This window comes from Paenibacillus sp. JT31N11 (assembly GCF_056269285.1).
On sequence record NZ_JBWDNQ010000026.1, the window covers coordinates 1 to 17,751 of the forward strand.

Here is a 17,751-nt window from a genome sequence, read left to right on the forward strand (position 1 = left end):
CCACGCGTACCCATCCCGAACACGACCGTTAAGCCCTTCAGCGCCGATGGTACTTGGACCGCAGGGTCCTGGGAGAGTAGGACGTTGCCAAGCACGAGAAGCCGACCGCAGCACTGTGGTCGGTTTTTTGTTGTCTGCTGGCTTATATCCATATATGATGAAATTTTTAATCGTAGCCGTCAATATTGAAGAATGCATCAAAGTAGCAAGAAGAGGATACCGATATTTCACATCTTTAATTATTCGCTTTATTTAATTTTAATTGTATAAAATAGGCTGGTTCTGCGTGAAGTCAATTAAGCAAATGTTTCGGCAGCTGCCCAGAAAAGGTAAAGAATAGAACAGCCTCCCTTCAAGCCGCAAAGATCTTTTGCCTTGTCCGGTATCAAGTTATGAACATTCTGACGTATAAAAGCGGCAGATACGCCCAAGCTAATAGCAGATCAGAAAACCATGATACGCGGCTTGACGTTTTAAAAAAAATGCGTATAATAAAGTTAAAGTCAAAGAAAGTCAAAGTCAATTAATTAGAATATTGAATGATTTTGATGCTTCTTGACTGCTTAGCTGTTGTTGGTTGCATTTTAGGGAGGTTGGTGAAATGCGCAACATTTCCGATCTCATTGAGCAGTATTTGAAGCATATGCTGCAGGAGAGCTCCGATGGTGCGGTTGAATTGCAGCGTAATGATTTGGCGGATCGCTTTTCCTGCGTTCCTTCACAAATTAATTACGTAATCAGCACCCGGTTTACACTGGAGAAGGGCTACTTTGTTGAAAGTAAGCGCGGTGGAGGCGGATATATCCGTATTCAACGCATTGAGCTGCCGACGTTAACGGTCATACAAGGGCATATTGCCCAAACCATTGGCGATCAGGTGGATCAAGGAGCGGCCGAGGGACTTATTTATCAGCTGGAAGAAGCGCAGCTTGTATCCAAGCGGGAAGGCAATCTGCTGAGGGCTGCAATCTCCCGTGAAGCGATCGCCGTAAAGCTCCCCTTGCGGGATGAAATAAGGGCGCGACTCCTGAAAGCGATGTTGATTACATTACTCGTCAAATCCCGATGAGTACTGCTCACTCCTATAAGGTCAGCTTGAACTTGCTTAACCTTAATGGGAGAATGAGAACCATGGATGCGATTTTTCTTGAACCTTGCAGGAGGAGGGATAGTACGGAATGCTTTGTCAGGAATGCGGTAATAAACCGGCTTCACTTCATTTTACGAAAATTGTAAATGGGGAAAAAACGGAATTTCATATTTGCGAATCCTGCGCACGTGAAAAAGGAGAAGGGTTGCCGGGTGTATCCAACGGATTCTCCATTCACAGTTTGTTATCCGGACTGCTCGACTTTGAACCTGCAAGCGGAGTAAACGCCTTTGGTGCAAGGCCGCAGCAATTACGCTGTGAAACATGTGGTCTTACCTATACACAGTTCAGCAAGATGGGGCGGTTCGGCTGCAGCGAATGCTACACGACTTTTGGCAGCAAGCTGGATCCGATTCTCAAGCGTGTTCACGGCAACTCGTCGCATGTCGGCAAGATTCCGAAGCGCACGGGCGGACAAATTCAGCTCAAGCGTGAAATTGAGGACCTTCGGGCCGATCTGCAGCAGCGAATAGAATGCGAGGAGTTTGAGAACGCAGCTAAAATCCGCGACCAGATTCGTGAACTGGAAGGTAAGGTTACAGATGTTTAGGCTAAGCGTGAAAGGAGGAACCGTTTTTGTCGGAGCGATCTTTTGTACAGGAAGCCTTAAGTGAATGGATGAGAGAAGCTGGGCCTGATTCAGATATTGTTATCAGCAGTCGAGTTCGGATCGCCCGTAATTTACGGAGCCATCCTTTTCCGATGCTCGCCACAAACGAACAGGCGCAGGAGGTTATGGAGAATCTCACCGCTATGGGATCTTCTCCCGAGCTGGGTGAGATTGACCGGTTTGAGACGATTGAGCTCTCCGAGCTGAGCGAGCTTGAACGCAGAGTGCTCGTTGAGAAGCATCTCATAAGCCCGAATCTTGCGAATGAGTCACGCTGCGGGGCACTTATATTAAGTGAAAACGAATCCGTCAGTATCATGGTGAATGAAGAGGATCATCTGCGGATCCAATGCTTGTATCCCGGTTTTCAAATTAAAGAAGCCTGGAGCTTGGCTAACCGCATTGACGATATTTTTGAAGAAGCAACCGATTACGCCTTTGATGAACGCCGTGGTTATCTGACCAGTTGTCCGACGAACGTCGGTACAGGTATTCGTTCTTCGGTCATGATGCATTTGCCTGCGCTTGTCATGACGCATCAGATCAACCGTATTTTGACGGCAATTACTCAAGTAGGGCTGGCAGTGCGGGGAATTTACGGAGAAGGCAGTGAAGCGTTAGGCAATTTGTTTCAGGTATCCAATCAGATTACGCTGGGACAATCCGAGGAAGAGATCATCGATAATTTGCACAGTGTAGCCAAACAAATTATTGAGCACGAAAAGGCGGCGCGTCAGCGTATGCTGGAGGAGTCGCAGATTCGTCTGGAGGATCGGATTTACCGTTCCTACGGAATTCTGTCACATGCGACCATAATGGATTCCAAAGAAGCAGGTCAGCGGTTATCCGATGTCCGGCTGGGAATCGATCTTGGTCTGATCAAAGGGGTATCGCCGCTTGTAATGAATGAAATGATGGTTTTAATGCAGCCGGGTTTTCTGCAGCAGGTGTTTAATGAAAAGATGAATACCGAGCAGCGGGATATCAGGCGGGCAGAGCTTATACGTCAGCAATTACAACTAAGTAAATCCGATCATGGGGGTGTGTAAACATGATGTTTGGCAGATTCACGGAACGTGCGCAGAAGGTACTTGCACTTGCACAAGAAGAAGCGGTGCGTCTGGGTCACAACAATATTGGAACAGAGCATATTTTACTTGGGCTTAATCGTGAAGGGGAAGGCATTGCTGCCAAAGCCCTTATCGGACTTGGTCTGAGCCTGGAAAAAATCCAGGATGAAGTCGAGACGCTTATCGGCCGCGGACAAGAGCAGCCGACCAACATTGCGTATACGCCGCGAGCAAAGAAAGTAATTGAACTTTCGATGGATGAAGCGCGTAAGCTGGGTCATACCTATGTAGGAACAGAGCATATTCTGCTCGGCCTGATCCGCGAAGGCGAAGGCGTTGCCGCCCGCGTACTTAATAATTTGGGCATCAGCCTGAACAAAGCCAGGCAGCAGGTCCTGCAGCTCCTGGGCAGCAGCGAAGCGGTCTCGAGCAACCATGGCGCACCGGCTAATGTAAGTACACCAACGCTGGATGGCCTTGCCCGCGATTTGACCGCTTATGCCAAAGATAATAATCTGGATCCTGTTATTGGACGGGGCAAAGAAATTGAGCGCGTCATTCAAGTGCTCAGCCGCAGAACCAAAAACAATCCGGTTCTTATCGGTGAACCTGGCGTAGGTAAAACCGCTATTGCCGAAGGGTTGGCTCAGAAAATTATCGCGGGTGAAATTCCGGAGACGCTGCGTGACAAACGCGTTATGACGCTCGATATGGGCTCTGTTGTTGCCGGAACCAAATATCGCGGTGAATTTGAAGACCGTCTGAAAAAAATTATGGACGAAATTCGCCAAGCCGGAAACATCGTATTGTTTATTGATGAGCTTCACACGCTTATTGGTGCAGGCGGTGCAGAAGGTGCGATTGACGCTTCGAATATTTTGAAACCAGCTCTGGCACGTGGCGAGCTGCAATGCATCGGTGCCACGACGCTGGATGAATATCGCAAGTATATTGAGAAAGATGCCGCGTTGGAACGCCGCTTTCAGCCGATTACTGTTGATCAGCCTTCGCCGGAGGAAGCTGTTCTTATCCTTCATGGACTTCGCGACCGTTATGAAGCCCATCACCGTGTGAAAATAACGGATGAAGCGATCGAACAGGCGGTTAAGCTTTCGGACCGTTATATTACGGACCGTTTCCTGCCGGATAAAGCGATTGACCTGATCGATGAGGCCAGCTCCAAAGTACGCCTTAAATCCTATACGGTACCGCCTAATTTGAAACAGCTGGAAAATCGTCTTGAGGATATCCGCAAGGAGAAAGATTCGGCGGTTCAAAGCCAGGAATTCGAGAAGGCTGCTGCCCTTCGTGATACGGAACAGAAGATTCGCGAAGAGCTTGATGTTACCAAGAATCAATGGAAAGAAAAACAAGGCCGTACGGATTCGGAGGTCACACCGGAGGATATCGCTCAGGTGGTTGCCAGCTGGACGGGAATTCCGGTGAGCAAACTGGCTGAGGAAGAAACGCAGCGGCTGCTCAAAATGGAAGATATCCTTCATGACCGTGTTATCGGTCAGGATGAAGCCGTCAAAGCGGTATCCCGCGCAATGCGCCGTGCCCGTGCCGGCCTGAAGGATCCGAAGCGTCCAATGGGATCATTTATCTTCCTCGGACCTACCGGGGTTGGTAAAACTGAGCTTGCCCGCGCACTGGCGGAAGCAATGTTCGGTGACGAGAATGCTGTTATCCGTATCGATATGTCGGAATATATGGAGAAGCATTCGACCTCACGTCTGGTCGGCGCGCCTCCAGGGTATGTCGGCTACGAAGAAGGCGGCCAGCTCACCGAGAAAGTACGCCGCAAGCCTTATTCGGTTGTACTGCTTGATGAGATCGAGAAGGCGCATCCGGATGTGTTTAACATCCTGCTGCAGGTGCTGGAGGATGGCCGTTTAACGGACTCCAAAGGCCGTGTCGTCGATTTCCGCAATACGCTGATCATCATGACCTCGAACGTCGGTGCGGATCAAATCAAGCGCAACACGTCACTTGGATTTACAGCCGCACAGGATGCAGGCCGTGACTTTAATATCATGAAAGAAAAAGTGCTCGCGGAATTGAAAAAGAGCTTCCGTCCCGAGTTCCTTAACCGGATTGATGAAACGATTGTATTCCATTCTCTTGGAGAAGAGCATATTGCTCAAATCGTTACCTTAATGTCCGAGGAGCTGCGCAAACGGCTTCGTGAGCAGGAAGTAGACTTCACGCTTACAGATTCGGCCAAAGCATTCCTGGCTAAGGAAGGCTACGATCCGCAGTACGGCGCCCGCCCGCTGCGTCGTGCGATTCAGAAGCATATTGAAGACCGGCTTTCTGAGGATCTGTTGACAGGTAATATCAACAAAGGCGATACGCTTACAATTGATGAGAAAGACGGTGCGCTGACGGTTTCGCCATCAGCACCGGCAGCTGGAGAGCCAGCCACCAAGTAAGCCAAATAATTTTTTAAAACCTTGCCCCTGAAGGCTCTTCGCTTCCTTAGCGAAAGCCCGTCAGGGGCAAGGTTTTTTTGCTACATCCAGCAAATCAGCGTATGATTAGAGTGAGTTGTCATTTGGCGCAGTTGAATGTTCGCTAAACCCCTGAGGAGGTAATAATAATGATCGTTGTTGTGAATACGATAAAAGTAAAAAAAGGCCATGGGGAAGAAGTGGCGCAGCGTTTTCAAAATTCCAAAGGTGTTGAATTAACCCCCGGATTTGTTCGAATGGAAGTTCTCTTCACAGAAGACTTGGAAGAACATGACGAATTAAAGGTATGTACCCACTGGGCAGACAAGCCTTCATTTGAGAGTTGGGTGAACAGCGATTCCTTCCGTCAAGCCCACGCCAAGCGCGCAGGCAGCCCGGGTGGACAATCGCAAAGCCAATCCCAAGGTCAGCACCCGCAGAGCGGCGGGCAGGAGCAGCAGGTCCAACACGGCAGCCAAGGACAAGCTCACCAAGCTTCGCCGCAGGGCGAAAGTGTCATGCTGGGATCGAAAATGACGATTCATAATGTACTTGTTTCACGTACGCCCAACGAGCAATAAATACCGTAATTCTCAACTTCATCGATAATCATCTGTTTCCCGCCCGGTGGTGTATTGCTGAGCGGGAAACTTTTATTTGGACAGCGCGCTTAAGGGTTTATCCCATCCTCTAGAAATGGTAAACTTTGAATGATAAGTAATATGTATAAGGAGCCGCTCATGGCAAAACTTAAAATAAAATTCGCTTGTACGGAATGTGGAACGGAATCGCCCAAATGGTTGGGGAAATGCCCTGGCTGCGGTGAATGGAATACGATGGTCGAAGAAAAGGAATCTGTAGTCAAGACGCCTGGAATGGGTTCCAGACTTATTCAGACGAAAGAAAAGCCGCAATCCATCATACACATAGATAATGAGCAGGAGCCCAGAATTGAAACGACCCTCCTGGAGCTCAATCGTGTGCTTGGCGGCGGGGTTGTTCCCGGATCGCTCATTCTCGTTGGCGGGGATCCCGGCATCGGAAAATCGACGCTACTGCTGCAAACCTCCCATGCGTTAGCCTCCCAGGGTCTTACTGTCCTTTATATTTCCGGAGAGGAATCGGTCAGACAAACAAGGCTGAGGGCCGATCGCCTGGGGGCGCTTACCGAAAAGCTTTATGTGCTTTGCGAGACGAATATGGATCAGATCAGCGATGCGATCGAGTCGCTGGAGCCGGATTTTCTCGTCATCGACTCCATCCAGACGGTATATGATCCCAGTGTCTCTTCGGCACCCGGCAGTGTTTCCCAGGTTCGTGAATGCACAGCTCATTTCATGCGCGTGGCCAAAGTGAAGGGAATCGCCACTGTCCTTGTCGGGCACGTTACAAAGGAGGGAGCGATTGCTGGACCCCGATTGCTTGAGCATATGGTGGATTGTGTCCTTTATTTTGAAGGAGAACGACATCATTCCTACCGGCTGCTCCGGGCAGTCAAAAATCGGTTTGGATCCACCAATGAAATCGGGATATTCGAAATGGGAGAGCTGGGTCTGCGTGAAGTTAGCAATCCGTCTGAACTCTTCCTCTCGGAACGTCCGCTTGGCGTATCGGGTTCGACCGTAGTGGCCAGTATGGAGGGAACGCGTCCAGTATTGGTGGAGCTCCAGGCACTTGTAGCGACAACGAATTTCCCTTCGCCAAGGCGGATGTCTACCGGTATTGACCACAATAGGATGTCGCTCATCATTGCCGTATTGGAAAAACGGATGGGTATGTTTTTGCAAACGCAGGATGCCTATTTGAATGTGGCGGGCGGCGTCAAGCTGGACGAACCCGCTGTTGATCTGGCAGCAGCGGTGAGTATTGCATCAAGCTTTCGCGATGCGCCGACAAGGCCATTCGACGTTGTTTTTGGTGAAATTGGCTTGACTGGAGAAGTTCGGGCCGTTTCGCGTGCAGAGCAGCGGGTCAAGGAAGCGCATAAGTTGGGCTTTAAACGTGTGATTATGCCCACGAAAAGCTTGAAGGGCTGGAGTCCGCCTGCAGGCATCGAAATAATTGGGGTCGAGACAGTGGCAGAAGCCCTCTCGGCAGCACTCGGATAAGAGGGGGAAGATGATGAAGGAGCCGAATCAACTAGAAGTTATGAATCAACTGCTGCAAATGGTCGCACCAGGCACGGCTTTTCGGGAAGGACTGGACAATGTGCTGCGGGCAAAAACCGGCGCGCTGATCGTTGTTGGATACAGTCCTGAGGTTATGGAGGTCGTGGATGGCGGATTTTCGATCAATTGCGACTTCTCCCCTTACTATCTGTATGAGCTTGCCAAAATGGACGGCGCCATTATTTTGAGTGAGGACCGCAAGCGGGTTTTGTATGCCAATACTCAGCTGATTCCCAACAGTTCGATTTCATCGGTTGAGACGGGAATCCGGCACCGGACGGCCGAACGGGTCGCGAAGCAGACCGGCAAGCTTGTGGTTTCCATTTCGCAAAGGCGCAATATTATTACTCTGTATCAGGGTCAGCTCCGCTATTCGCTCAAAGAAATGGGCGTTATTCTGACCAAGGCGAACCAAGCCATACAAACGCTGGAAAAATATAAAACGGTGCTCAATCAGGCGTTTACGAATTTATCAGCTCTTGAGTTTGAAGAATTGGTTACGCTGCATGAAGTGGCTCATGTCGTCAAACGCATGGAGATGCTCATTCGTGTGAAGATGGAGATTAAACGATACGTCAATGAGCTGGGGACAGAAGGCCGGCTTATCAGCATGCAGATGGAAGAATTGGTTGGCGGCGTTGAGGAAGAAGCCTGGTTTTTAATAAAGGATTATGCGAAAAATCCCCATGAGGACAAGATTCGTGAAATTCGCGCAGGCATCCATAAATTGAATTCAGAGGAATTATTTGATAATAGTTCAATTATTAAACTGCTGGGATACACGGGTACCAGTGTGGCCTCTGAAGAAATGATTGCCCCTCGGGGCTATAGGCTGCTCAGCCGTATCCCGCGCCTACCTACCGTTATTATGAATAATCTGGTGGACCGTTTCGAGCGGTTGCCCCATATTTTAATGGCCACTATTGAGGAATTGGACTCCGTGGATGGTATCGGGGAAGTGCGGGCCCGCGCGATTAAAGAAGGGCTGAAGCGGATTCAGGAACAGATGTTCATTGACAGACATATTTAAATCACATACAATGTTAGAATGTGGATAACCATGTAAATCGCTAATAACTGTAAAAAATGGTTTTGGGGCATAGTAAAGATGAGGTGGAACAAAATGATCACGAAGTCGATACCGAGTCTTTTTACGGTGGCGAATTTATTTTTGGGTATCGTCGCCATTATTCTCGTTTTTCCAGAAAATTCAAAACCGGAAATCGCTGCGATGATGGTTATCATTGCGATGCTGATGGATGGCGTGGATGGCCGGGTGGCCCGCGCCCTGAATGCGCAAAGTGAATTCGGCAAGGAGCTGGATTCCCTTTCGGATGTGATCTCGTTCGGCGTTGCTCCGGCTTTTATTATGTATAGTGTAGCCTTCCAGGAGCTGAGCTCGGCGGCCGCGTGGATTATTACCGCGCTGTTTCCCATATGCGGTGCTCTGCGGTTGGCCAGATTTAATGTCATATCCAGCATGCCCGGTTATTTTATCGGATTGCCCATTCCGGCGGCAGGAGGCGTGCTTGCAACACTCGCGCTGTTTCACAAGGATATATCAGTTGCAGTATTGATGGGAAGCACGCTGGTGCTTTCCTTTCTCATGGTGAGTACAATTAAATACCCCAGCTTCAAAAAAATGGGCATTCCCAAAAGTGCGATTTGGGTCGTCCCTATCATCATTGTCGTCACGGTTGTACTGGGCATCCTGTTTCATAACCAGTTGTCCAAGATCCTCTTTATACCTTTGGTTCTTTACGCGCTGTACGGCCTAAAAAAAAACGTTGACCGGCGTCTCCCTTTTCCAGGGCGAAATCGCAAGCGCCGGAAACAAGCCGAATTGCTTGAAGAGATCATACCTACTGAGCATGGTGCATAGAGCTGCTGTAAAAATGTAAAAACAAACCGCCTGCTCATCCCGTAAAGGATGAGTCAGGCGGTTTGTTTGTTATATGATCCTGTTCACAGCTCTGCGATGCGATTACTTTAGGTCAGGTTGAAGAGTCCTAATGTCGAGCACTTGTCAGATTCCTGGGCAACTACATCGTCAAGCTGAATGTCGAGGAGATTGCACATGGCTGACATGTAGAACAGGTTACGGCCAAGCTCGCCTTTAATGGCATCTCTGCAGTGCTCGCACAATTCACCGCTGACGTGGTAATGAAGAGTATTTTTGGCTTGTTCCAAATTGATTTCATCTGTGTACTCTTGCCTTTTAGCATTTAACTCGATACAACCGCATTCCGTCACCGATTTAGCAACAGCTCGATTAACGGAGGCACCGGATTGGCCGTATTTCGATAAAACATCAAGCAAACTGCGATGACGCAAAAGCAGTTCAGAAACTTGTTGCTGAAATTGATCCAATGTTGGGGCGCTCATCGATTCCACCTCGTTTCGGGATTGGCAGTGCTCCTCTTATTATAAGCTTCGACCGCCAGTAATTCAAAACCGTTTTGCGTAATTTGTCTGCTTTATCGACCAAGGTTAATAATTTCTAATACTTTCATCCTTCCCTACGATTAACCTCCGAGAAATTGGAACATAATTGTAAAGGAGGTGGAATTATGATGAAACGAATGATTCAATTGTTTGGTTTATGTTTTGGCGGGGTCCTGGGCGCTCAGATGCACAGCTGGATGAATATAGGGACACTATGGACGGAGTCTTCCTACGGGATGATGCAGCGGTCCGGCAGCTATTATATGAATGTCGGTATTGGAGCTTTGTGCGGCTTGGTGCTGGCCTCGATGCTTGCAGTACCGCTGATCCAGTGGATTCAGCAGGGAGCTGACCGTATATCCTCGATGCCCACTGGGGATCTGTTTTCCGGGGTATTGGGGCTTATGATCGGTCTGGGACTGTCTGCGCTGCTATATCCTGCAGTTGCCGGATTGACGGGCGCCGGGCAATTCATTCCCATAGCATCCATGCTGGTGCTCGGTTACGCGGGTATGCGGATCGGACTCAGCAAACGGGAGGAACTGACTGAACGGATGAGTTTGATTATGGAACGCGGCAAAAGTAACAATGGCGAAGATGACAGCAGCTATGAAGAGCATAAAATTTTGGATACAAGTGTCATTATCGACGGCCGAATCGCCGATATTTGCAAAACCGGATTTATTGAAGGGACACTTGTAATACCAGAGTTTGTGCTTGAAGAGCTGCAGCATATTGCCGATTCCTCGGATCTGCTCAAACGAAACCGCGGTCGTCGTGGACTCGACATTCTGAATAAAATTCAGAAGGAACTGGATGTGAGAGTCCTTATTTATGAAGGGGACATGGAAGAGGGAGAAGTGGACAGCAAATTGGTCAAGCTCGCCAAGGTGCTTCATGGCAAGGTGGTCACGAATGATTTTAACCTGAACAAGGTATGCGAGCTTCAAGGTGTTTCTGTACTTAATATTAATGATTTGGCCAACGCGGTGAAGCCGGTCGTTCTCCCCGGAGAAGAAATTGTGGTTCAGGTGATCAAGGATGGCAAGGAGCATGGTCAGGGAGTCGCCTATTTGGACGATGGAACCATGATCGTGGTGGAGGGCGGCCGGGAATACATCGGAACAACGATGGAGGTGCTCGTGACGAGTGTTCTTCAAACCTCGGCGGGCCGGATGATTTTTGCCAAGCCAAAGCTGTTGGAAAAAGCGCAGTAACACGTTATGATAGTAAACGGATGATGTCTCCATCAAGCGGGAGCATCGAGGTTTACAGTTTATAGCGAGGCGGTTGAAGGGCATGCAGGCAGGACAGGCAAATTGGGGCGTCGTCGTCGTGGCGGCCGGACGCGGAACACGGATGGGAACGAAGGAGAGCAAGCAGTATTTGCTCCTGCAGGACAAGCCCATCATTGTTCATACGCTGGAACGATTTGAGATGTTGGATGAGGTCGGCGAGATTGTCTTGGTTGTAGGCCCTGATGATACGGCCCGCGTCGAATCGATTGTACGGGATAACTTGCTGCTTAAGGTCAAGGCCGTGCTGGCTGGCGGCAGTGAGCGTCAGCACTCGGTTCGGACCGGACTGCAGTCGCTGAGCAAGGAAATGGAATGGGTCATGGTGCATGATGGTGTGCGTCCATTGGTAACTGCCGAGGCCGTACGCTCTTGTATGGCTCAAGCGGTAAAAACCGGGGCCGCTGTGCTTGCTGTGCCCGTTAAAGATACAATCAAGCAGGTTGGTGAAGCCGGTGTGATCGTGGCGACACCAGACCGCCGGAGCTTGTGGGCGATACAAACGCCGCAGGCTTTTCGGCGTTCCCTGCTGCTGGAAGCGCATGAGAGGGCGGCGGCGGACGGCTTTGTCGGAACGGATGATGCCATGGTCGTAGAACGTCTCGGTGTACCCGTTACAGTTGCAGAAGGCGATTATACCAATATAAAAATTACGACACCTGAGGATTTGCCATGGGCGGAATTTCTGCTAGCGGCTCATTTGAACAAAGACAATCAGGGAAATGAATAGAGGGGGAAAGCGGGAATGATTCGAGTTGGACAAGGCTTTGATGTGCATCAACTGGTGGAAGGGCGGCCATGTATTATCGGCGGAGTGACGATTCCCTATGAGAAGGGACTGCTCGGCCATTCCGATGCCGACGTGCTGCTGCATGCAATCAGCGATGCAGTACTGGGCGCCCTTGGACTCGGCGATATCGGCAAGCATTTCCCCGATACCGATCCGGCCTTTAAGGATGCGGACAGCCTGAAGCTTCTGGAGCATATCTGGCAGCTCGTGAAAGAGCGCGGCTATAAATTGGGCAACATTGATTCGACTATTATTGCGCAGCGTCCCAAGATGGCGCCTTTTATTCCTCAGATGGTAGAAGTCATTGCACGAGCGCTGGAGGCGGATGAGCCATCTCAGGTAAATGTGAAGGCAACCACAACGGAGCAGCTTGGTTTTACCGGACGGGGCGAAGGGATTGCTGCCCAATCAGTTGTCTGCCTTGTCAAGACTATGCTATGATCGGTTGAAAACGGAACATCATGGAAGGAGTATTGGATACCATGTCAGAGAATATTCGGGTGCGGTATGCGCCGTCGCCTACAGGGCATCTGCATATCGGCAACGCGAGAACGGCCTTATTCAACTATTTGTTCGCACGCAGTCTGGGCGGGAAGTTTATTATACGTATCGAAGATACTGACCTGAAACGGAATATTGAGGGCGGCGAGGAAAGTCAGCTTACCTATCTCAAGTGGCTGGGCATCGACTGGGACGAGAGCGTTGATGTCGGAGGGGGATATGGGCCATACCGCCAGACGGAAAGGCTCGACATTTACCGCGAATATTGGCAGGATTTGATTGCCAAAGGTCTGGCCTATAAGTGCTACTGCACGGAGGAAGAGCTGGAAGCGGAGCGGGAAGAACAAACAGCGCGCGGAGAGATGCCGCGGTATTCCGGCAAGCATCGCGATTTAACCGAAGAGCAGCGGCAGTCATTTGAGGCGGAAGGCCGTGTACCCAGTATCCGCTTTCGCGTTCCGGAAGGCCGAACCATGACGTTCAGTGACATCGTAAAGGGCGAAATCAGCTTTGAATCCGATGGAATCGGCGATTTCGTTATTGTGAAGAAGGACGGCATTCCCACTTATAATTTCGCGGTTGCCCTTGATGATCATCTCATGGCAATCAGTCATGTGCTCCGCGGAGAAGACCATATCTCAAATACGCCAAGGCAGCTGCTGATCTATGAAGCATTCGGCTGGACGCCGCCCGTATTCGGACATATGACGCTTATTGTGAATGAACAGCGCAAGAAGTTGAGCAAACGCGATGAATCCATTATTCAATTTATTGAGCAATATGATAAGCTGGGCTACCTGCCGGAGGCAATGTTCAACTTTATTACACTGCTCGGCTGGTCTCCGGAGGGCGAGCAGGAGATATTCACACGCGATGAGCTTATTGAAGCTTTTGATCCCGCCAGATTGAGCAAAAGCCCGGCCTTCTTCGATACAGCCAAACTGAGCTGGATGAACAATGAGTACCTGAAAAAGACGGAGCTGACTCGCGTAGTTGATCTCTGTCTGCCTCATTTACAGAATGCCGGCCGGCTCCCGGAGGTTCTGGATGAGAGCGGGAGGGAATGGGCAAGCGACCTGATTGGGCTGTATCAGGATAAACTGCACTGCGCTGCAGATATCGTTCCGCTGACGAGCTTATTCTTTGAGGATGAAATGAACGATGAAGAGGAAGCGAAGCTTGTGCTCGCCGAGGAGCAGGTCCCAGCGGTGCTGCAGGGCTTCGCCGGGCAGTTGGCATCAATAGAGTCCCTGGATGCTGATGGCATCAAGGCGGCAATCAAAGCAGTACAGCAAGCTACAGGCTTCAAAGGAAAGCAGCTGTTTATGCCTATACGTGCCGCCCTGACCGGACAGACCCATGGACCGGATCTTAATCGTACAATCGCTCTGCTGGGCAAAGTCAAAGTGGAGAAACGTTTGCGTTTCCGGTTAAATTAATTCATCTTTTGCCGATAACCGGGCTCGTCTTGAATGCAAGGGCACTTGTCAGTTAATCGGCAGTCCGCTATACTTGTAGTACCTAATTATCAAGTTGTATCGGTTTAAAGGCTTGGAACAGGATTGTTCATTTCCGAGAGGAATCCAGAGAGAGCGACCTTTCAAATTGGAACAGCTGCACATGAATGCAGGATGTCTGCCATTTTGAATAGGCTGGGAGTCGTTCATTCCTTGAAATGCAGCATTGCGCCTGGGAGCCGCTCTTTCGATCCGCGCATGCGGGCGGAATTTCTTTTGTTGTCCGTAACAGGTGCAGCAGGAGAATTCAGCTTGCAGAGTGCGGGGTAGAACGTGACGATTCGTCCGCGTTATGGACTTTAAGATGGGGGTCTTTGTACGGATCTCCAAGCAGAGTGGAACCGCGTCCACACGCCTCTGCAGCCCTCGGGCTGCAGAGGCTTTTCTTTATGCCCAGGGCTGCATGGCCAATCATGCGGTCGGTACAGTTCGATGGCAATGCCTTTCCGAGAGGAGTCTTGACCATGTTTCGCCATATAAAATCCGATATAGATACGGTGCTTTATAATGATCCGGCAGCACGCAGCAAATTCGAGGTCGTATTCACCTATTCGGGTTTGCATGCCATATGGTCTCATCGTATTGCCCATCGCCTGTATAAGCTGCGCTTGTACACGGTTGCGCGCCTGATCTCTCAAATCTGCCGTTTCTTTACGGGCATTGAAATCCATCCGGGTGCGACGATCGGAGACCGGTTGTTCATTGACCACGGTATGGGCGTTGTAATTGGCGAAACATGCGAGATTGGCGATAATGTTGTCATTTATCAAGGTGTGACTCTTGGGGGAACCGGTAAGGAAAAAGGAAAACGGCATCCGACAATCGGCAATAATGTAGTAATCGCATCGGGGGCCAAAGTGCTTGGATCGTTCAAGGTCGGGGATAATGTAAATATTGGCGCCAATTCGGTTGTACTCCGGGAGGTGCCGTCCAACAGTACTGTTGTCGGAATTCCCGGAAGAATAGTCAGGAAGAACGGCGAGCGGGTGAAGGACCGGCTGGATCATGCCCAGCTGCCTGACCCGGTCATTGAAATGCTTCGTGAGATGCACAAGGAAATTGAGAATTTAAGGTCCGAGCTTGAGCGCGAGAGGCAAAAGCAACCTATTGCTGGAGGAGATCCGAGAATATGACTTTGCAAATTTATAATACGATGCACCGAAACAAGGAAGACTTCATACCCCAGGAGCCTGGGCAGGTGAAAATGTATGTATGCGGTCCGACCGTGTATGATTATATTCATATCGGCAACGCACGGCCTGTGATCTTTTTTGATGTAGTGAGGCGGTATTTGGAAGCTGTTGGATATCAGGTGAATTATGTCGTTAATTTTACCGATGTGGATGATAAGCTGATACGCAAGGCCGAACAGCTCGATATGACCGTTGCGGAAGTGGCGGAGAAATTTATCCATGCATTCAACAGCAATATCGAAGGACTGGGCGTGCATAGGGCGACCATCAATCCGCGTGTGACCGATCATATTCCGGAAATATTGGCTTTAATTGAAGGCTTGGTCAACACCGGCTACGCTTATGAAAGCGGCGGTGATGTTTTCTTCCGTACGAGCAAATTCCAGGATTATGGGAAGTTGTCGCATCAAAATATGCAGGAGCTGCAACTGGGTATCCGGATCGAAGTGGACCGTCGCAAGGAGAACGGCCAGGACTTCGTCCTGTGGAAAGCGGCGAAGCCCGGAGAAGTGTATTGGGAAAGCCCTTGGGGAGCAGGGCGCCCGGGATGGCATATCGAATGCTCCGCAATGGCACGCAAGTATCTGGGCGATACGCTGGATATTCACGGCGGCGGACATGATTTGCAATTTCCGCATCATGAGTGCGAAATTGCGCAGTCTGAGTCCTTTACAGGGAAACCGCTCGCCAGGTATTGGATGCATAATGGATATATTCACATTAATAATGAGAAAATGTCGAAATCCCTCGGCAATGGAATTACGGTCAATGAGCTGTTGAAGCGGGTAAAACCGGAAGCAATCCGCTATTTCATGCTGTCGGCCCATTACCGCAGTCCGCTGAACTTTAGCGATGAGACGCTTGCGCAGGCAGAGAACAGCGTGGAGCGGATTGCCAACTGCTACAGCAACCTGCATCACCGTTTGGCTGTCGCCGTAAGCGAGAAGGATGAAGAGGCAGCTGCGCTTCAAATCCGAATAGAAGCTATTCAGAGCGAGTTTAACGCAAAAATGGATGATGATTTTAATACCCCTGATGCGATAACGGCTGTATTTGAGCTTGTCAGTGAGGCTAATCAATATTTGCAGCGTCCGGTTGCATCAACTGAAGGCTTGCAGCTGCTGATCAAGGCGTTTGAATCCCTTGACCGCGTTCTTGGGCTATTGCCGGCTTCAGGTGCTGCAGAATTGCTCGATTCGGATATTGATGCGTTAATTGTCGAACGGACGAACGCGAGATCGGCGAAAAATTGGAAACGTGCGGATGAAATCCGCGATTTGCTGGCGGATCAAGGGATTATTCTGGAGGATACCCCTCAGGGCATTCGCTGGCGGCGCAAATGATGGAAGACCGAAATCAGGGACTTTGGTTCCATCCCCCGGCCAAACAGCCCAATCAAATAAATCCGGTCGTGCTGGCCTATTTGGGAGACGCGGTTTTTGAGATGATGGTTCGCCAATATTTGATTGCCCAGCCGAATCACAAGTCGAATCATCTGCACCGCCTGGCAACCGGCTTCGTTTCTGCAAAAGCCCAGTGCGCGCTTCTTGAGCGGTGGCAGCCGCTGCTCACGGAACAGGAAGCGGACATCGTCCGCCGCGGAAGGAACGCCAAATCGGGTGCCCCCCCGAAAAATGCCAATCTCGCAGATTACCGTCAGGCGACGGCGTTGGAATGTTTGGTCGGCTATTTGTATTATGAGAAACAGACAGAGCGGCTTCGTGAGCTAATGGCAGTTGCCTTTGACGAACCGGCTGCAGCGATCGGCAAATTCGAGGAGGACAACAGATGACTGAGCAAGATTCGCAACAGGACTCACAAGAAGAATGGATTGCAGGCAAGCATCCGGTCATGGAGGCGCTGCGCTCCGGGCGGGAAATCAATAAAATATGGATTGCCGAGCAATCTCAGAAAAATGCGGCGCCTATCATAGCCGAGGCGAAAAAGGCGGGAATTATCGTTCAGTTTGCCGATAAACGCAAGCTTGATCAAATGGCCGAAGGCACTACCCATCAAGGCGTTGTAGCTCAAGCCGCTGCCTACCGCTATTTTGAGTTGGAGGAGTTGCTGGAGAGGGCTCGTTCAAGCGGAGAAATGCCTTTTCTGCTGCTGCTTGATGAAATCGAGGATCCCCACAATCTGGGTTCCATACTTAGGACGGCGGAGTGCACGGGAGTGCATGGCGTGATTATTCCCAAACGCCGATCCGCATCGCTTACGGCAACGGTGTCGAAAACCTCCGCGGGTGCTGTGGAATACGTTGCCGTTTCCCGGGTCACCAATATTGCACAGACGATCGATAAGCTGAAAGAAGCGGGAATTTGGGTTGCGGGTGCGGACGTTGGCGCACATCAGGATGTGTATACCTCGTCCACAAAGTTTGATATGCCGCTAGCTCTTGTCATTGGCAATGAGAGCAAAGGCATCGGCAGGCTGATCCGTGAAAAATGCGATTTTCTGATCAAGCTGCCAATGAACGGGCATCTGAATTCTTTGAATGCTTCGGTGGCTGCTGGTGTGCTGATGTACGAAGTGCTGCGGCAGCGCCGGAGCCTCTAG

17 protein-coding genes and 1 rRNA gene are annotated in these 17,751 nt (G+C 50.1%); 17 read left to right on the forward strand and 1 reads right to left on the reverse strand.

The window, feature by feature from the left end:
- The 9 genes from rrf to pssA all read left to right on the forward strand — a co-directional run.
- Window positions 1-93: ribosomal RNA gene (gene rrf / locus AC0YNV_RS37750) — 5S ribosomal RNA — on the forward strand; the annotation flags it as partial.
- 508 nt (window positions 94-601) lie between these two features.
- On the forward strand, window positions 602-1,069 hold the full coding sequence (locus AC0YNV_RS37755; protein WP_210046701.1) for a CtsR family transcriptional regulator: 468 nt from the start codon (window positions 602-604) through the stop codon (window positions 1,067-1,069).
- A 109-nt stretch (window positions 1,070-1,178) separates the two neighbouring features.
- Window positions 1,179-1,700: a UvrB/UvrC motif-containing protein gene (locus AC0YNV_RS37760; RefSeq protein WP_210046700.1), complete on the forward strand. Its 522-nt coding sequence runs from the start codon at window positions 1,179-1,181 to the stop codon at window positions 1,698-1,700.
- A gap of 68 nt (window positions 1,701-1,768) precedes the next feature.
- Window positions 1,769-2,809, forward strand: a complete 1,041-nt coding sequence (locus AC0YNV_RS37765) for a protein arginine kinase (RefSeq protein ID WP_475772691.1) — start codon at window positions 1,769-1,771, stop codon at window positions 2,807-2,809.
- A gap of 2 nt (window positions 2,810-2,811) precedes the next feature.
- The gene (locus tag AC0YNV_RS37770; RefSeq protein ID WP_210046698.1) at window positions 2,812-5,265 is read left to right on the forward strand and encodes an ATP-dependent Clp protease ATP-binding subunit; all 2,454 of its coding nucleotides are present in this window, start codon (window positions 2,812-2,814) and stop codon (window positions 5,263-5,265) included.
- 167 nt (window positions 5,266-5,432) lie between these two features.
- Complete coding sequence (locus AC0YNV_RS37775; protein ID WP_475772670.1) at window positions 5,433-5,864, forward strand: antibiotic biosynthesis monooxygenase; 432 nt, start codon at window positions 5,433-5,435, stop codon at window positions 5,862-5,864.
- A gap of 159 nt (window positions 5,865-6,023) precedes the next feature.
- Window positions 6,024-7,391, forward strand: a complete 1,368-nt coding sequence (gene radA, locus AC0YNV_RS37780) for a DNA repair protein RadA (protein WP_210046696.1) — start codon at window positions 6,024-6,026, stop codon at window positions 7,389-7,391.
- A gap of 13 nt (window positions 7,392-7,404) precedes the next feature.
- Window positions 7,405-8,481 carry a DNA integrity scanning diadenylate cyclase DisA gene (gene disA / locus AC0YNV_RS37785; protein ID WP_210046707.1) on the forward strand — a complete coding sequence of 359 codons (1,077 nt, stop codon included), beginning with the start codon at window positions 7,405-7,407 and terminating at the stop codon, window positions 8,479-8,481.
- Window positions 8,482-8,574: 93 nt separating this feature from the next.
- Window positions 8,575-9,333, forward strand: a complete 759-nt coding sequence (gene pssA, locus AC0YNV_RS37790; protein ID WP_210046706.1) for a CDP-diacylglycerol--serine O-phosphatidyltransferase — start codon at window positions 8,575-8,577, stop codon at window positions 9,331-9,333.
- 107 nt (window positions 9,334-9,440) lie between these two features.
- On the opposite strand, the gene AC0YNV_RS37795 is transcribed toward pssA, so the two are convergent.
- The gene (locus AC0YNV_RS37795; RefSeq protein ID WP_210046695.1) at window positions 9,441-9,836 is read right to left on the reverse strand and encodes a nucleoside triphosphate pyrophosphohydrolase family protein; all 396 of its coding nucleotides are present in this window, start codon (window positions 9,834-9,836) and stop codon (window positions 9,441-9,443) included.
- Between the two features lie 185 nt (window positions 9,837-10,021).
- On the opposite strand from AC0YNV_RS37795, the gene AC0YNV_RS37800 reads away from it, so the two are divergent.
- The 8 genes from AC0YNV_RS37800 (at window position 10,022) to rlmB (ending at window position 17,751) form a co-directional block, all read left to right on the forward strand.
- Window positions 10,022-11,113 carry a PIN/TRAM domain-containing protein gene (locus tag AC0YNV_RS37800; RefSeq protein WP_475772671.1) on the forward strand — a complete coding sequence of 364 codons (1,092 nt, stop codon included), beginning with the start codon at window positions 10,022-10,024 and terminating at the stop codon, window positions 11,111-11,113.
- An 82-nt stretch (window positions 11,114-11,195) separates the two neighbouring features.
- Window positions 11,196-11,921 carry a 2-C-methyl-D-erythritol 4-phosphate cytidylyltransferase gene (gene ispD, locus AC0YNV_RS37805; RefSeq protein ID WP_475772672.1) on the forward strand — a complete coding sequence of 242 codons (726 nt, stop codon included), beginning with the start codon at window positions 11,196-11,198 and terminating at the stop codon, window positions 11,919-11,921.
- A 15-nt stretch (window positions 11,922-11,936) separates the two neighbouring features.
- The gene (gene ispF, locus AC0YNV_RS37810) at window positions 11,937-12,422 is read left to right on the forward strand and encodes a 2-C-methyl-D-erythritol 2,4-cyclodiphosphate synthase (protein WP_475772673.1); all 486 of its coding nucleotides are present in this window, start codon (window positions 11,937-11,939) and stop codon (window positions 12,420-12,422) included.
- A 41-nt stretch (window positions 12,423-12,463) separates the two neighbouring features.
- Window positions 12,464-13,921 (forward strand): glutamate--tRNA ligase, encoded by a 1,458-nt coding sequence (gene gltX / locus AC0YNV_RS37815; RefSeq protein ID WP_475772674.1) that lies wholly within the window; start codon window positions 12,464-12,466, stop codon window positions 13,919-13,921.
- A gap of 542 nt (window positions 13,922-14,463) precedes the next feature.
- On the forward strand, window positions 14,464-15,132 hold the full coding sequence (cysE, locus tag AC0YNV_RS37820) for a serine O-acetyltransferase (protein WP_475772675.1): 669 nt from the start codon (window positions 14,464-14,466) through the stop codon (window positions 15,130-15,132).
- Window positions 15,129-16,535, forward strand: coding sequence for a cysteine--tRNA ligase (gene cysS, locus AC0YNV_RS37825; protein ID WP_475772676.1), 1,407 nt, complete (start codon window positions 15,129-15,131; stop codon window positions 16,533-16,535). The genes cysE and cysS overlap by 4 nt, the downstream gene beginning before the upstream one ends.
- The gene (locus AC0YNV_RS37830) at window positions 16,535-16,984 is read left to right on the forward strand and encodes a Mini-ribonuclease 3 (RefSeq protein WP_379114377.1); all 450 of its coding nucleotides are present in this window, start codon (window positions 16,535-16,537) and stop codon (window positions 16,982-16,984) included. The genes cysS and AC0YNV_RS37830 overlap by 1 nt, the downstream gene beginning before the upstream one ends.
- Window positions 16,981-17,751, forward strand: coding sequence for a 23S rRNA (guanosine(2251)-2'-O)-methyltransferase RlmB (gene rlmB / locus AC0YNV_RS37835; protein ID WP_475772677.1), 771 nt, complete (start codon window positions 16,981-16,983; stop codon window positions 17,749-17,751). Before AC0YNV_RS37830 ends, rlmB begins: the two co-directional genes overlap by 4 nt.

Coding starts and splice junctions, on each gene's coding strand:
- ispF (WP_475772673.1), top strand. CDS start 11,937: ATGATTCGAGTTGGACAAGGCTTTGATGTGCATCAACTGGTGGAAGGG.
- AC0YNV_RS37765 (WP_475772691.1), top strand. CDS start 1,769: ATGAGAGAAGCTGGGCCTGATTCAGATATTGTTATCAGCAGTCGAGTT.
- AC0YNV_RS37795 (WP_210046695.1), bottom strand. CDS start 9,836: ATGAGCGCCCCAACATTGGATCAATTTCAGCAACAAGTTTCTGAACTG.
- rlmB (WP_475772677.1), top strand. CDS start 16,981: ATGACTGAGCAAGATTCGCAACAGGACTCACAAGAAGAATGGATTGCA.
- AC0YNV_RS37770 (WP_210046698.1), top strand. CDS start 2,812: ATGATGTTTGGCAGATTCACGGAACGTGCGCAGAAGGTACTTGCACTT.
- gltX (WP_475772674.1), top strand. CDS start 12,464: ATGTCAGAGAATATTCGGGTGCGGTATGCGCCGTCGCCTACAGGGCAT.
- pssA (WP_210046706.1), top strand. CDS start 8,575: ATGATCACGAAGTCGATACCGAGTCTTTTTACGGTGGCGAATTTATTT.
- AC0YNV_RS37755 (WP_210046701.1), top strand. CDS start 602: ATGCGCAACATTTCCGATCTCATTGAGCAGTATTTGAAGCATATGCTG.
- radA (WP_210046696.1), top strand. CDS start 6,024: ATGGCAAAACTTAAAATAAAATTCGCTTGTACGGAATGTGGAACGGAA.
- AC0YNV_RS37800 (WP_475772671.1), top strand. CDS start 10,022: ATGATGAAACGAATGATTCAATTGTTTGGTTTATGTTTTGGCGGGGTC.
- cysE (WP_475772675.1), top strand. CDS start 14,464: ATGTTTCGCCATATAAAATCCGATATAGATACGGTGCTTTATAATGAT.
- AC0YNV_RS37775 (WP_475772670.1), top strand. CDS start 5,433: ATGATCGTTGTTGTGAATACGATAAAAGTAAAAAAAGGCCATGGGGAA.
- AC0YNV_RS37830 (WP_379114377.1), top strand. CDS start 16,535: ATGGAAGACCGAAATCAGGGACTTTGGTTCCATCCCCCGGCCAAACAG.
- AC0YNV_RS37760 (WP_210046700.1), top strand. CDS start 1,179: ATGCTTTGTCAGGAATGCGGTAATAAACCGGCTTCACTTCATTTTACG.
- ispD (WP_475772672.1), top strand. CDS start 11,196: ATGCAGGCAGGACAGGCAAATTGGGGCGTCGTCGTCGTGGCGGCCGGA.
- cysS (WP_475772676.1), top strand. CDS start 15,129: ATGACTTTGCAAATTTATAATACGATGCACCGAAACAAGGAAGACTTC.
- disA (WP_210046707.1), top strand. CDS start 7,405: ATGAAGGAGCCGAATCAACTAGAAGTTATGAATCAACTGCTGCAAATG.